The organism is Brevundimonas sediminis (assembly GCF_048799765.1).
Classification (GTDB): domain Bacteria; phylum Pseudomonadota; class Alphaproteobacteria; order Caulobacterales; family Caulobacteraceae; genus Brevundimonas.
Genome location: NZ_JBLYQK010000009.1, coordinates 47,609 through 60,788, shown reverse-complemented (window position 1 = coordinate 60,788; position 13,180 = coordinate 47,609). Strand labels below are relative to the sequence as shown.

Here is a 13,180-nt window from a genome sequence, read left to right as displayed (position 1 = left end):
GTGTCGCCCCTTCCCCGCCGGGGGAAGGGGCTGACGCCGACGGGACGACGCACTAGGTGTGCCCCATGCCCTGGACTACTGACGACATTCCCGATCTCACCGGCAGGCTGGCCGTGGTTACAGGCGCGACCGGCGGCCTGGGGATCGAGACGGCGCTGGCGTTGGCGGGCAAGGGCGCCGAGGTGGTGCTGGCGGGCCGCAACCCGGCCAAGGGCGCCGACGCCGTCGCCCGCATTCGCAGCGCCTTCCCGGACGCCCGTCCGCGTTTCGAACAGGTCGATCTGGCCAGCCTCGCGGACGTCGCCGTCTTTTCGGATCGGATGCGCACAGACGGCCGTCCCATCGACATCCTGATCAACAACGCGGGCGTCATGGCGCCGCCGAAGCGGCGGACCACGGCGGACGGACACGAGATGCAGTTCGGGACCAACTACCTGTCCCACTTCGCCCTGACGGCCCGCCTTCTGCCCCTGCTGACCGCCGGGAAGGCGCGCGTCGTCCAGCTGGCGAGCATCGCTCACAAGGGCGGACGCATCCGGCTGGACGACCTGAACTCTCAGCAGGGCTACCGCGCCTGGCCGGTCTATCAGCAGTCCAAGCTGGCCATGCTGATGTTCGCCATCGAGCTGCAGCGACGCAGCGATGCGCACGGCTGGGGCCTGACCAGCGTTGCGGCGCACCCGGGTTTCGCCCGCACGGATCTGATCGCCAACGGGCCGGCGCAGGGCGGCGGCAGCCTGTTCGGGGCGGCGACCCGGCTGCTGGAGCGCTTCGCCAGCCACTCGGCCGCCGACGGCGCCCTTCCGGTTCTCATGGCCGCGACGGCGCCCGTGGTCACCCCGGGCGGCTACTACGGTCCGCAAGGCTTCAGCGACATGAAGGGACCGCCGGGCCCGGCGAGAGTCGCCCGCCAGGCGCGGGACACGGATATCGCCGCCCGACTCTGGGCGGAGTCGGAACGCCTGACCGGCGTCACGTTCGGCTGAGCCTCTCCCTTTCGGGCGCCGCACCTGCGAAGCACGTCAAAGTGAACGCCGCTCTCCGGGAGAGGCGTATGCTGACCCTTGCGTAATCAAGAACCGAAACAAGCGTTGGGAGGCGCTGCTGGTCATGATGTCACGCGTACAAAAGGGTCTGGTCGCCGGTTTCGCGGCCACTGTCGTGGTCTCGATCCTTGAGGCCATCAATATGACCGTCGGCCATTGGGCGGTCAGTTTCCCGCAGCTTCTGTCCTTCATGTTCGGCGCCAGGGACATCCCGGCGGTCGGCTGGATCGCACACGTCGCCGCGGGGACGCTGGTGCTGGGGCCGCTGTTCGGCATCCTGTGCCCGAGGCTGCCCACGGACACGCCTGAATCGAAGGGCATCCTGTTCGCCGTAGGGGCCTTCATCCTGATGGGCCTCTTCCTGGCCCCGATGATGAACGCCGGCATGTTCTTCATGCGGGCCGGCTTCGGCACCTTGGCCTGGATGATCGCCAGCCACGCCGTCTTCGGCATCGTGCTGGGCAACGTCTACGGGCGGCTGGTGCGCCGCGAGAAGAGGCTGGCCCATCCGGTCGGCGCGGCCCCGGCCCACTGAGCCAGAAAAAAGCCCCGCCGGTTCGCACCAGCGGGGCCATTCTTGTGGGCGGCGCTCAAGCAGCGAGCCGCTGCGCGGCGTGCGTTCGCGCCTCTTAGTTCAGCCGCGTGCCCAGCTGGGCGATGGCGGCGTCGAGGAGCGGATCGCTCTTTTGCGAGGCGGCGCGCGCCGTCAGGATGTCCTCGGCGGCCTTGGCGGCCAGATCGGCGGCGGCGGCCTTCACCTCGGCGGTGGCCTGGGCCTCGGCCTGTTCGATGCGACGCTCGGCCAGGGCCTGACGGCGGGCCATCGACTCTTCCAGCTTGACCTTGGCTTCGGCTTCCAGACGACGGGCGTCGTCCTCGGCGGCCTTCAGCATCGCGGCGGCCTGGGCTTCAGCCTCGGCCTTCTCGGCGCGGATCTGGGCCAGCAGGGCCTCGGCTTCGGCGCGCAGGCGGGCGGCCTCGTCCAGCTCGGCCTGGATGGTGTTGGCCTTCAGGTCCAGTTGGCTGGCGATCAGCTTCGGCACACCGGCCCAGATCAGGATGCCGACGAACAGGACCAGGCCGATGCCGACCCACAGCTCGGGGTTGGACAGGGTCCAGAAGTGACCTTCGAGGAAAGCGGGCATATCAGGCGGCTCCCTTGACGGCGGCGGCGACCTCTGCGGCCGTGGGGGCCTTGCCGGTCAGGCGCTCGACGATGGCCGAAGCGGTGTCGTTGGCGATGGCGCCGACATTCTTCATGGCGGCGTCGCGGGTCTTGGCGATGGCGGCCTCGGCCTCGGCGATACGAGCCGAGACGGCGGCTTCCTCGGTCGCCTTGCGGGCGGCGGCCTCGGCGGCGATGCGGTCGGCGGCCGCTTGGGCGGTGGCGCGCGATTCGGCGCGGGCGCGGGCGACGTCAGCCTTGGCGGCTTCAGCCTGATCGGCGGCCTCGGCCTGCACCTGGCGGGCGGTGGCGACAGCGCCGGAAATGGTTTCAGCCCGCTCGTCCATCACGCGGCGGATGCGCGGCGCGAAAACCTTGCTGATCAGCAGGTAGAGGACGACGAACAGGACCAGCAGGTAGGCGATCTGCCCGAACCAGTGCTGGGTTTCGAACTGCGGCAGGCCGCCTCCGCCGCCGTGGCCTTCGGCCTCGGTCGTCGCGTGAGCGCCGGCGTGGGGGTCAGTCGGGGTGGTGGCCATCGGAAGTCCGTTCGGTCTGGAAAAGGCGACGACGGCGCGAGGGGCTTTCGAGCCCGCTCACGCCGTCGTTTCAGCGTGATCGCTGGATCAGCCCAGCCAGGCCAGGATGCCCAGAACGAAGGCCAGGATGCCCAGGGCTTCGACCAGGGCGGCGCCGACGAACAGGTTGCCGACTTGCGAGGCGGCGGCCGACGGGTTGCGCAGGGCGCCGGCCAGGAACTGGCCGAAGATGTTGCCCACGCCGATGCCGGCGCCGAGCATGCCCAGGGTGGCCAGGCCGATACCGAAGTACTTGAAGGATTCGGCTTCCATGATGAGTGTCCTATTCAGTCAGGGTTGGTTTGGAAGAAAGGCTGGGCGGGCTTTTAGTGGCCGTGGCCCAGGTTGACCACATCGTTGAGATAGATGCTGGCCAGAACGGCGAAGACGAAGGCCTGCAGGAAGGCCACGAGGAACTCGAGGGCGGTCAGGCCGACCACCATGCCCATCGACAGGGCGGCGACCGGCAGGCCCAGCAGCCCCAGACCACCGGCGGCGGCCAGCGCGCCCATCGACACGACGAAGCCCGCGAAGATCTTCAGGGCGATGTGGCCGCCCAGCATGTTGCCGAACAGACGAAGCGCCAGGGTGATCGGACGCAGCAGGAACGACAGGAACTCGATCAGGCCGACGACGGGGCGAATGGCGAACGGCGCGCTGGTCGGCCAGAACAGGGCGAAGAAGCCCAGGCCGTGCTTGGCGAAGCCGATGCCGATGACCAGCAGGATGGTCAGCAGGGCGAAGGTGCCGGTGACCGCCAGCTGCGAAGTGGCGGTGAAGGTCAGGAACATCCCCAGCAGGTTCATGCCCAGGATCAGGCAGAACAGGGTGAAGACGAACGGGAAATACTTGCGGCCCTCGTGGCCGATGATCGAGCTGGTCACCCCGTCGACCAGGCCGAACAGCTGTTCACCGGCGGCCTGCATGCGGCCCGGAACGACCTTGGCGTTCGAGGTGACGAGCGCCAGGAACAGCACCACCAGCGCGAAGGCGATGGTCATGGCGATGTGCGAGTTGGTGATGGCCAGATCCACCGTGCCGACAAGCGGAAGGGTGACGTCGGGCAGGTCGACGACCTTAACGATCTGGAACTGGTGAATCGGATCGGCCAAGGCCTATCGCTCCTCGTCTTCGTCATCGAACGGGATGGACTTGGGCTCCACCCCGGCTGCTTTTGCCTGCGCCATCAGCCGGTTGGCTGTGCGACGCGCCATGTAAATCGACAGGGCGAAGCCCAGAAGGACACCGCCGATAATCCCCCAGGGCCGGGTTCCGAAGAACCAGTCCGCCCCGAACCCCACAGCCAGACCGAGGAAGACACCACCGAACAGGTCGGCGACGATCTTCCAGGCCTGATTGGCCACGGCCATGCCCGCGATCTCCGAAGAGGTCGGCGGCGCGTTGCGCGCCTCCATATCGGATGCGCTCTTCGTGAGACGAGCGATCGCCTCTTCGCGCGATTCCGGTGGCAGGGACATAGCGGCCTCAGCGCTCCTTGATCCGCCTGTTGACGAACGCCGGAGGGGGTCTGAATTCGGCGCGGAACCTATAGACGCGACCCCCGAAGGTCAAGGCGGCTTGGGATTGCCTCAGACCGTTGAAATTCCGCACATTTGTTTCGCCAACCGACAGGCGTGGCGAACGGTCGCTGCGCGACGGACGGATTCGCCGGTCAGACGCCCGCGTGGGTCAGGTCGAGCCGCCGCTCGCGGGCGCGGCCGCGGCCGCCTGGGCTTCCGGATTGCACCGCAGTCCGGTGTAGAGGCCGTTCAGATAGTACCAGCGCTGTTCGACGGCCGCCTCGCGGGCTTCTCGCGCTTCCCGTTCCGGCCGGTTGATGGCGTCCACCCCGGCGATCGCCAGCCCCGCGCCCGGAACCAGCATGGCGACTCCGGCCCGCCCGACCCCGAGGACTGAACTGAAGACCCCGTCGCCCTGCTCCCCGCCCATCTGCTGGCTGAGCGCCGCGGCCTCATCGGCGATCTGGCGGCAGGTCAGGTCTGCATCCCCCGCCCTGAAGATCGGCTGGACCTGGGGCGCGGGCGCTTCAACCGCCTCCTGCGCCAGGGCAGGGCCGGCGGCGAGGGCGAAGACGACGAGGGGGGCGAGCAATTTCATGACCTGAACTCCGAACCGCCCACCCGTCGGACCGGAACGGCCGGACCCCGCAAGGGGTTGCCGTCCGCCCGACCTCAGGCCCGGACGGCGCGGGTCGCCTCGACGCCCAGCGCCTGCAGGGCGGCGGCGGCGATCTGGTCGGCGTTCAGGCCGGCCTGGGCGTACTGGAGCTCGGGCTTGTCCTGGTCCTGGAAGACGTCGGGCAGGTGCAGCGTGCGAATCTTCAGCCCCGCATCCAGCGCGCCCTTCTCCGCCAGCATCTGCAGCACGAAACCGCCGAAGCCGCCCATGGCGCCTTCCTCGATGGTGATCAGGCACTCGTGTTCCCGGGCCAGCCGCAGGATCAGATCCTCGTCCAGCGGCTTGGCGAAGCGGGCGTCGGCGACGGTGGCCGAGACGCCGCGCGCGGCTAGCAGGTCGGAGGCCTTGAGCGTTTCCTGCAGGCGGGTGCCCAGCGACAGCAGGGCGACGGTCGTACCCTCGCGCACCACCCGGCCCTTGCCGATCTGCAGCGGGGCGGCCAGTTCCGGAATCTCGACGCCGACGCCGTCGCCGCGCGGATAGCGGAAGGCCGAAGGGCGGTCGTCGATCTCCAGGCTGGTGGCGATCATGGCGGCCAGTTCCGCCTCGTCCGAGGCGGCCATCAGGACCATGCCGGGAAGCGCGCCCATGAAGCCGATGTCGAATGAGCCGGCGTGGGTCGAGCCGTCGGCGCCGACCAGACCGGCGCGATCCATGGCGAAGCGGACCGGCAGGGACTGGATCGCCACATCGTGGACGACCTGGTCGTAGCCGCGCTGGAGGAAGGTCGAATAGATGGCGCAGACCGGCTTCATCCCGTCGGCGGCCAGACCGGCGGCGAAGGTGACGGCGTGCTGCTCGGCGATGCCGACATCATAGGTGCGGGTCGGGAAGGCGGCGCCGAACAGGTCCAGGCCGGTGCCCGAAGGCATGGCCGCGGTGATGGCGACGATCGACGGATCGCGCTCGGCCCGCTTGATCAACTCGGTCCCGAAGACCTTGGTGTAGCTCGGGGCGTTGGAGACCGGCTTGGACTGCTTGCCCGAGACGACGTCGAATTTGACCACCGCGTGCAGCTTGTCCGCGCTGCTCTCGGCCGGGGCGTAGCCCTTGCCCTTCTGGGTGACGACGTGAACCAGCACCGGGCGGTCGGTGATGGCCGCCGCGTTCTTCAGGATCGGCACCAGATTGTCCATGTCGTGCCCGTCGATGGGACCGACATAGTAGAAGCCCAGCTCCTCGAAGAAGGTCCCGCCGACGACCATGCCGCGGGCGTACTCTTCCGCCTTGCGCGCCGCTTCCTTGAACGGGCGCGGCATGTGTTCGACGAATTTCTTGCCGATGTTGCGGACCTGACGGTAGGCGCCGCCCGAGACCTGACGGGCCAGATAGGCGCTCATCCCGCCGACCGGCGGGGCGATCGACATGTCGTTGTCGTTCAGGATCACCATGAGCTGGCCATTGGTCGCCTCGGCCGCGTTGTTCATGGCCTCATAGGCCATGCCGGCGGAGATGGAGCCGTCGCCGATGACAGCGACCACGCGGTTGCTCTCGCCCTTCTGGTCCCGCGCGGCGGCGAAACCGAGCGCCGCGCTGATCGAGGTCGAGGCGTGGGCCGCGCCGAACGGGTCGTATTCGCTTTCCGAACGCTTGGTGAAGCCGGACAGGCCGCCGCCCTGACGCAGGGTGCGGATGCGGTCGCGACGGCCGGTCAGGATCTTGTGCGGATAGCACTGGTGGCCGACGTCCCAGATCAGGATGTCCTTCGGCGTCTCGAAGACGTGGTGCAGGGCCACGCTGAGCTCGACCACCCCCAGACCGGCGCCGAGGTGGCCGCCGGTCACGGAGACGGCGTCGATGGTCTCGGTTCGCACCTCGTCCGCCAGCTGCTTCAGCTGGGCGATGTCGAAGTCCCGCATGTCGGCGGGGAATTTGACCTGATCGAGCAGAGGGGTGTCGGGCATTCGGCTATTCGTGAACCTTGGACCTTTGATCTTCCAACTCGCTGTAGCGCATTTCGCTGCGGGTCTGGTCGATACGGTCTGAAAAATCCGTGCAGGAACGGTGCAGGCCGCCAGCCCTATCAGGACCGGCGCTGAAGCACAAAGTCCACGCTGGCCTTGAGGATATCCGCGTCGGGGCCGAACACGTCCAGATGGGCCCGGGCCTGGTCGGCGAGGTGCGCGACCCTGTGCCGCGCCTGGTCGACGCCCAGCAGGGTGACGAAATTGGTCTTGCCCTGGGCCGCGTCCTTGCCGGCGGCCTTGCCCAGGATGTCCTCGTCGCCTTCGGCATCCAGCAGGTCGTCGACGATCTGGTAGGCCAGACCGATATCGTGGGCGAAGCTGGTCAGCGCCTGACGATGAACCTCGCGGGCGCCGGCGATGATCAGCGGGATCTCGAAGGCGAAGGTGAACAGGGCGCCGGTCTTGAGCCGCTGCATGCGCGCGACGCCGCCCAGGTCGTCGCGGACGCCCAGCAGATCGATCATCTGGCCGCCGGCCATGCCGCGCGCGCCGGACGCCATCGACAGCCGCGCCGCCAGCTCGCAGCGGACGGCCGGATCGTCGTGGGTGTCCTCGTGCAGGATGATGTCAAAGGCCGCCGTCTGCAGGGCGTCGCCCGCGAGGATGGCCGTGGCCTCGTCATAGGCGATGTGCACGGTCGGCCGGCCGCGGCGCATGTCGTCATTGTCCATGGCCGGCAGGTCGTCGTGGACCAGGCTGTAGGCATGGACGCATTCCAGCGCGCAGGCGGCGCGCAGAACCGGCCGCTCCTCGATGTCGAACAGCGTCGCGGCCTCGAGGGCGAAGAAGGGACGCAGGCGCTTGCCCGGCCCCAGCGCCGCATAGCGCATGGCCTCGGTCAGGCGCGACTCGGGCCCCTCCGCCCGCGGCAGCAGCTCGTCGAGCGCGACCGTGACCAGATCGGCGATCTCGGCCACCCGGTCGATGACGCCCTGTTCGGGAGAGTTTGCGGCGTGGGGGATCTGGCTCAAAACAGCCTCCCGCCCACGGGGACCTCGCGGTCGACTCCGACCAGCACCACCGCGCCGTTCTCATCGGGGAAGCCCAGCGTCAGCACCTCTGACATGAACGGACCGATCTGGCGCGGCGGGAAGTTGACCACCGCGGCGACCTTGCGGCCCTGCAACTGGTCCAGGGAGTAATGGACGGTGATCTGGGCCGAGGACTTCTTCACCCCGATCTCGGGACCGAAGTCGATGGTCAGCTTCCAGGCGGGCTTGCGCGCCTCCGGGAAGGGCTCGGCCTTGAGGACCTGCCCCACCCGAACGTCGACCTTCATGAAGTCATCGAAGCCGATGGTTTCGGCGGGCGCGGACATCAGTCGAAGGACGCCGGCTCGACGCCGCGCGGCTGGCCGTCGGGGCCGACGACGATCTTCTCGACGCGAAGCTGGGCAGCCTTCAGGCGGGCCTCGCAATGCGCCTTCAGACGCGCGCCCTCCTCATAAAGGGCGATCGATTCCTCGAGCGGAGCCTGGCCGGACTCCAGACGGGACACGATCTGTTCCAGACGCTGGAGGGCGTCTTCAAAGCTGAGGTCTGCGGGAATGGCGGCGGCGTCGGTCATGGCGCGCGACCCTAGAGGGGGGGCGCGCCCGCCTCAAGCGCTCAAAACGCCCGGTCCACCGTTCAATCGGCCGCCGCCTGCACCCGGCGGGCCGAGACAATGGGCACGCGCGGGTCCAGCATCTGGCCGCGCATCACCCCCTCGCCCTCGGTCGGGGATTTCGGCGCATCGAGAATGGCGTGAACCACATCCATGCCCTCGACGACCCGGCCGAAGACGGCGAAGCCCTGATCCTCGGGCGTGACCTTGCCCGCGTCGAGCGAGGACAGGTCGCCGATGATGATGAAGAAGTCGCCGGTCGCCTGTCCCGGCGCGGCGGCGGCCATGGACACCGCGCCCGTGGTGTGGGTGAGCCCCGTCTGGCTGGTCGGCTCGTGAGCGATGGGCAGCAGCACCCGGTCCGACGCGCCGCTGGCCCCGCCCTGCACCAGCCCGTGCCCGGGGGCGACCGTCATGCCGCGATAGAAGGTCACGCCGTCGAAGCGGCGCTCATCGGCGTAGCGGACAAAGTTGGATGCGGTGATCGGCGCGCGCGGATCGGTCTCGATCACGATGCGGCCCAGGCCGGTCTCCAGGGCGATCCGCACCGGCGCGACCGCAGGGTCCTGGGCGACGGCGGGAAGCGCGTGGAGCGCCAGCGTAAGGCCGACAGCAGCGGACAGCAGGGTGCGACGGATCATCCGGGCCTCCTTGGTGATCAGCGCTTCTCGTAGCGGCGCTGGGACCAGTAGCGGAAGCCCTGGTTGTGAACCAGCTTCCAGCCGGCGGCCTTCAGGCGCTTGCCGACCATATGGTTGAAATAGCCGTGGGCCAGAACCAGCACATCCTGGCCGGAGGCCGCGCGGGCGATCAGCACCTCGGCCGCCTGCCCGGCGCGGGCCTCGGCCTCCAGGCGGGTCTCCTGCCCCTCATGGTGATTGAAGGCGTGCCACCAGAAGCGGGCGACGGCGCCCCAGTATTTCGGCGGCAGCTTGAACCACGCGGGGAAATGAGGCGGCGGCAGCGGCGCCTCGATGAACAGGGCGTCGGTCAGGATTTCCTTGCCCGCGGCGGCGGCGGCGGCGGTTTCCTGTGCGCGGGGTCGGGTCGAGGCGTAGATGGCGCCGGCCCCCTCGGCCGTGGCCAGCAGCTCGGGCGGCGGGGTCTGGCCGGCGCGCAGCCCGCCGACCTCGTATTTCGCCCACCACTCCCGATACTGGTCGGAGGTGAGCATGCATTTACGCGACAGCGCCGGTTCGCCATGGCGGGCGAGCGTGATCGCGCCGGGGCGCACCGCCACCAGTGCGGCGCGGGGCGGCACGGGATCGGTCTGCGCGGACGCGGGGGTGTCGGACAAGGATGAGTCTCTCGCGGCGAGGGGCATGGTGTACGGACGTAAGCCTCTGGCGAACTGTCCTTATTCCTCCCCCAAGGCCTGTACATGGGTGACCGCCGTGCGGCCCTGCCTTCTAGGTGGTAACCGCCCGCGCGCGTCGAGACAACCTTCGCGGCGTCGGACAGGCGCACGATCCCGGCGACTCCGGAGCACGCGGGTCGAAATCCGCCGCACCCGGCGATCACGAAGCGTTTCCTTGCGGGCGGATACCCCGCTAAGGCGGAGGCATGACCAACGCCCTGATCCGCCCCGCCCGCCCTGACGATGCGCAAGCGCTCGCCGACATCGGACGGGAGACTTTCATCGACACCTTCGTGACCGGGTTCGGCATCCCGTATCCCGAGGCGGACCTGACGGCCTTTCTGGACGCCAGCTTCAATGCCGACACGATCCGGACAAAGCTGGCCGAGCCGGGCGCGGCCTGGTGGGTGGCGGAGCGGGACGGCGCCCTGCTGGCCTTCGCCAACACGGGGCCGAACACCCTGCCCCACCCGGACGGCAGGGCCAGCCACGCCGAGCTGCGGCGGTTGTACGTGTCGAAGGCGGCGCAGGGGCTGGGTCTCGGTACGAAACTGCTGGCCGTGTCGCTGGAATGGATGGAGGCCCACACCGACGGCCCGCTGTGGATCGGCGTCTGGAGCGGCAATCTGAAGGCGCAGAAACTGTACGCCGCCTACGGCTTCGAGAAGGCGGGGGAGTATCAGTACCCGGTCGGAAGCTGGCTGGATGACGAGTTCATCCTGCGGCGCGGATAGACGGGGGGCGAACAGCGTGGCTTGATCGCTTCCTGTTTCAGGGGGAACGCCATGATCGCTCGCTTGACCTTCATCGCCGCGCTGGCGTTCGCGCCCGTGGCGGCGGCGCAAGACGCCGCGCCGCCCGCGTCTGCTGAACAGGTCGCAGCGGCGAGCGCTATCGCCGACCGGATCATCGCCGCCGCGGACGCCCAGGGCATCTTCGTCAACAAAACCGACGGTGCGGTCGCTCAGATTGAACATGTCGCAAGCGGCATGCGCTGCCTGCTGGACGACAATCCCGCCAACCGCGTCCACATTTTCCCGACGGGCGGGGCGGGCATTCCTCGCGGTGATGACGTGGCCTGCATCGTCCGCAACGACGCGATGGACACCGACATCACCATCTATGCGACCCGCTATCCGGACCGCCCGACCACCAATGACATCGTCAGCGCGGCCGCGCAGGGCATCCGCCAACGCTGGCCGGACGCCACGCCCTATCCGGATCAGGTGACACTCGCGACCGTGCAGGGTCTCGCCGCACCGGCCTATAGCGCCTTCAAGGTGCGGCTCGACGGCGTGGAGAAGTTCACGATGGTGATCGGGGCTCAGCAGGGCGAGTGGAGCCTGAAGGCGCGGGTGACCGGCCCTTACGCCGACGCCATGGCCGTCAGCCTTGAGGGCGGCGTGATGATGGCCTTCGCCCAGATCGGCGTCAGCGAGGCTGACTGACCGCCTGCTCACGGCCTCCTTGCGCGAGGAGGCGATTGAACAAGACTGGCCCGGTGGCGCGAGCCTGCTAGTCTGCCCTCATGCTCCTGCCCTTCTTCACAGCCCTGCGCGACGCCAAGGTTCCGGTGTCGATGAAGGAATGGCTCCATCTGATGGAGGCCATGGACAAGGGCGTGGCGTCGGGGCGGGTGGATGATTTCTACCACCTGTCGCGCGCCGTGCTGGTGAAGGACGAGAAGCACTACGACCGGTTCGATCAGGTGTTCGGCAAGGTGTTCGCGGGCATCGAGACGGTGGGCGCGGGCGAGGACCTGACGACCAGCCTGCCCGAGGACTGGCTGCGGCTGCTGAACGAGAAATACCTGTCCGAGGAAGAGAAGGCCGCCATCGAGGCCATGGGCGGGTTCGAGAAGCTGATGGAGACGCTGAAGGAGCGTCTGGAGGAGCAGAAGGGTCGTCACGAGGGCGGCAACAAATGGGTCGGGACGGGCGGGACCAGCCCGTTCGGCCACGGCGGCTATAATCCCGAGGGCGTGCGGATCGGCGGGCCGGGCAAGCACGGTCGGGCCGTGAAGGTCTGGGAGAAGCGCGAGTACCGGAACCTGGACGATCAGGTCGAGCTGGGCACCCGCAACATCAAGGTGGCCCTGCGCCGCCTGCGCCGCTTCGCCCGGCAGGGGGCGGCGGACGAGCTGGACATGGACGCCACCATCGACGGCACGGCGCGTCAGGGCTGGCTGGACATCCACATGCGCCCCGAGCGGCGCAATACGATCAAGGTGCTGCTGTTCCTCGACATCGGCGGCTCGATGGATGCCCATGTGAAGATGTGCGAGGAGCTGTTCTCGGCGGCCAAGACCGAGTTCAAGCACCTGGAATTCTTCTACTTCCACAACTGCCTCTATGAGGGCGTGTGGAAGGACAACCGGCGTCGACACACCGAGAAGATCGACACCTGGGACGTGCTGAACAAATACCCCGCCGACTGGCGCGCCATCTTCGTCGGCGACGCCACCATGAGCCCCTATGAGATCACCATGCCCGGCGGCTCGGTCGAGCACTGGAACGAGGAGGCGGGCGCCGTCTGGCTGAAGCGGGCGACGCAGCAGTGGGACAAGGTGGCCTGGCTGAACCCCTCGCCCGAGCGGTACTGGAGCTACTCTGCCTCGGTCGGGCTGATCCGCGAGGTCATCGACGAGCGGATGTATCCGTTGACGCTGGAAGGGCTGGAGAAGGCCATGCGGGCGCTCGCGAAATAGGCTAGGCTGGCGCTGCAACGACCGGAGGGTTCCCATGCTGACCGCCGCCGTATTCTCCCTGCTGCTTACCCCGCAGGCCGCGACCGGCCAGGTCATCTGGGGCGCGCCCGTCGCGCCGCCGGCCGCCGCCTCGCCTCCGGCGCAGGGCTTCACCCTTCCCGAGCAGGCGCGCAGCGATCCGTTCGGCTACGAACGCGCACAGTGCCATCCGCTGATCCGGCCGGCGGGCGAGCCGCTGGACACCTGTCAGGCGCGGGTGCGTGTCGCCCTCTACGCCGACCTCGGCGACAGTCTGCCGGCGGCCCTGCGCCCGACCGGCGCGCCCGACACCTGCCGCCGGGAGGCGGCCGGCGACCGGTATGCCGTCCAGTGCGGCGCCCCGTCGCGTCCCGATCGACCGACCGCGGCCCTGGAGGAACGGGTCTGCGAGACACGGCCTCGCGCCCGGGAGCAGGGCGGGGTCGCCTGGACCGAAGAATGCCGGACGACCGGCTCTCGCCGGCCCGACGATGACCGCCTGTCCCTGCGCTTCGGCGACAGGGACTGAACACGACGA

18 protein-coding genes are annotated in these 13,180 nt (G+C 68.7%); 6 read left to right on the top strand and 12 right to left on the bottom strand.

Features of this window, described 5'->3' with window-relative positions:
- The first annotated feature begins 65 nt into the window (after positions 1-65).
- On the top strand, positions 66-986 hold the full coding sequence (locus tag ACLQ7T_RS07360; protein WP_420478825.1) for an SDR family oxidoreductase: 921 nt from the start codon (positions 66-68) through the stop codon (positions 984-986).
- A 127-nt stretch (positions 987-1,113) separates the two neighbouring features.
- Positions 1,114-1,581 carry a DUF6789 family protein gene (locus ACLQ7T_RS07355; RefSeq protein WP_420471397.1) on the top strand — a complete coding sequence of 156 codons (468 nt, stop codon included), beginning with the start codon at positions 1,114-1,116 and terminating at the stop codon, positions 1,579-1,581.
- 94 nt (positions 1,582-1,675) lie between these two features.
- On the opposite strand, the gene ACLQ7T_RS07350 is transcribed toward ACLQ7T_RS07355, so the two are convergent.
- The 12 genes from ACLQ7T_RS07350 to ACLQ7T_RS07295 all read right to left on the bottom strand — a co-directional run bounded on the left by ACLQ7T_RS07350 (position 1,676) and on the right by ACLQ7T_RS07295 (position 9,857).
- Positions 1,676-2,191: a F0F1 ATP synthase subunit B gene (locus ACLQ7T_RS07350; protein WP_420478824.1), complete on the bottom strand. Its 516-nt coding sequence runs from the start codon at positions 2,189-2,191 to the stop codon at positions 1,676-1,678.
- Between the two features lies 1 nt (position 2,192).
- Complete coding sequence (locus ACLQ7T_RS07345; protein ID WP_420478823.1) at positions 2,193-2,750, bottom strand: F0F1 ATP synthase subunit B family protein; 558 nt, start codon at positions 2,748-2,750, stop codon at positions 2,193-2,195.
- Positions 2,751-2,837: 87 nt separating this feature from the next.
- On the bottom strand, positions 2,838-3,062 hold the full coding sequence (locus ACLQ7T_RS07340; RefSeq protein WP_029416762.1) for a F0F1 ATP synthase subunit C: 225 nt from the start codon (positions 3,060-3,062) through the stop codon (positions 2,838-2,840).
- A 53-nt stretch (positions 3,063-3,115) separates the two neighbouring features.
- Entirely contained in the window at positions 3,116-3,901 is a 786-nt protein-coding gene (locus ACLQ7T_RS07335) for a F0F1 ATP synthase subunit A (protein ID WP_420471400.1), read from the bottom strand.
- 3 nt (positions 3,902-3,904) lie between these two features.
- Positions 3,905-4,267, bottom strand: coding sequence for an AtpZ/AtpI family protein (locus ACLQ7T_RS07330; protein ID WP_420471401.1), 363 nt, complete (start codon positions 4,265-4,267; stop codon positions 3,905-3,907).
- A 211-nt stretch (positions 4,268-4,478) separates the two neighbouring features.
- Positions 4,479-4,907 (bottom strand): invasion associated locus B family protein, encoded by a 429-nt coding sequence (locus tag ACLQ7T_RS07325; RefSeq protein WP_420478822.1) that lies wholly within the window; start codon positions 4,905-4,907, stop codon positions 4,479-4,481.
- Between the two features lie 74 nt (positions 4,908-4,981).
- On the bottom strand, positions 4,982-6,892 hold the full coding sequence (gene dxs, locus ACLQ7T_RS07320; RefSeq protein ID WP_420478821.1) for a 1-deoxy-D-xylulose-5-phosphate synthase: 1,911 nt from the start codon (positions 6,890-6,892) through the stop codon (positions 4,982-4,984).
- Between the two features lie 119 nt (positions 6,893-7,011).
- Entirely contained in the window at positions 7,012-7,881 is an 870-nt protein-coding gene (locus ACLQ7T_RS07315) for a polyprenyl synthetase family protein (protein ID WP_331046552.1), read from the bottom strand.
- A 41-nt stretch (positions 7,882-7,922) separates the two neighbouring features.
- Entirely contained in the window at positions 7,923-8,273 is a 351-nt protein-coding gene (locus tag ACLQ7T_RS07310) for a tRNA-binding protein (RefSeq protein ID WP_420471405.1), read from the bottom strand.
- A complete protein-coding gene (locus ACLQ7T_RS07305) occupies positions 8,273-8,521 on the bottom strand; it encodes an exodeoxyribonuclease VII small subunit (RefSeq protein ID WP_420471406.1) in 249 nt (82 codons plus the stop codon). Before ACLQ7T_RS07305 ends, ACLQ7T_RS07310 begins: the two co-directional genes overlap by 1 nt.
- Before the next feature lie 62 nt (positions 8,522-8,583).
- Positions 8,584-9,201 (bottom strand): peptidylprolyl isomerase, encoded by a 618-nt coding sequence (locus ACLQ7T_RS07300; protein WP_420478820.1) that lies wholly within the window; start codon positions 9,199-9,201, stop codon positions 8,584-8,586.
- 17 nt (positions 9,202-9,218) lie between these two features.
- Positions 9,219-9,857: a histidine phosphatase family protein gene (locus ACLQ7T_RS07295; RefSeq protein ID WP_420478819.1), complete on the bottom strand. Its 639-nt coding sequence runs from the start codon at positions 9,855-9,857 to the stop codon at positions 9,219-9,221.
- Positions 9,858-10,123: 266 nt separating this feature from the next.
- On the opposite strand from ACLQ7T_RS07295, the gene ACLQ7T_RS07290 reads away from it, so the two are divergent.
- The 4 genes from ACLQ7T_RS07290 to ACLQ7T_RS07275 all read left to right on the top strand — a co-directional run bounded on the left by ACLQ7T_RS07290 (position 10,124) and on the right by ACLQ7T_RS07275 (position 13,171).
- Positions 10,124-10,651: a GNAT family N-acetyltransferase gene (locus ACLQ7T_RS07290; protein WP_420478818.1), complete on the top strand. Its 528-nt coding sequence runs from the start codon at positions 10,124-10,126 to the stop codon at positions 10,649-10,651.
- Positions 10,652-10,702: 51 nt separating this feature from the next.
- Positions 10,703-11,365 (top strand): hypothetical protein, encoded by a 663-nt coding sequence (locus tag ACLQ7T_RS07285; protein ID WP_420478817.1) that lies wholly within the window; start codon positions 10,703-10,705, stop codon positions 11,363-11,365.
- Positions 11,366-11,445: 80 nt separating this feature from the next.
- Positions 11,446-12,624, top strand: coding sequence for a vWA domain-containing protein (locus tag ACLQ7T_RS07280; RefSeq protein WP_420478816.1), 1,179 nt, complete (start codon positions 11,446-11,448; stop codon positions 12,622-12,624).
- Between the two features lie 34 nt (positions 12,625-12,658).
- Positions 12,659-13,171 carry a hypothetical protein gene (locus ACLQ7T_RS07275; protein WP_420478815.1) on the top strand — a complete coding sequence of 171 codons (513 nt, stop codon included), beginning with the start codon at positions 12,659-12,661 and terminating at the stop codon, positions 13,169-13,171.
- Positions 13,172-13,180: the final 9 nt, after the last annotated feature.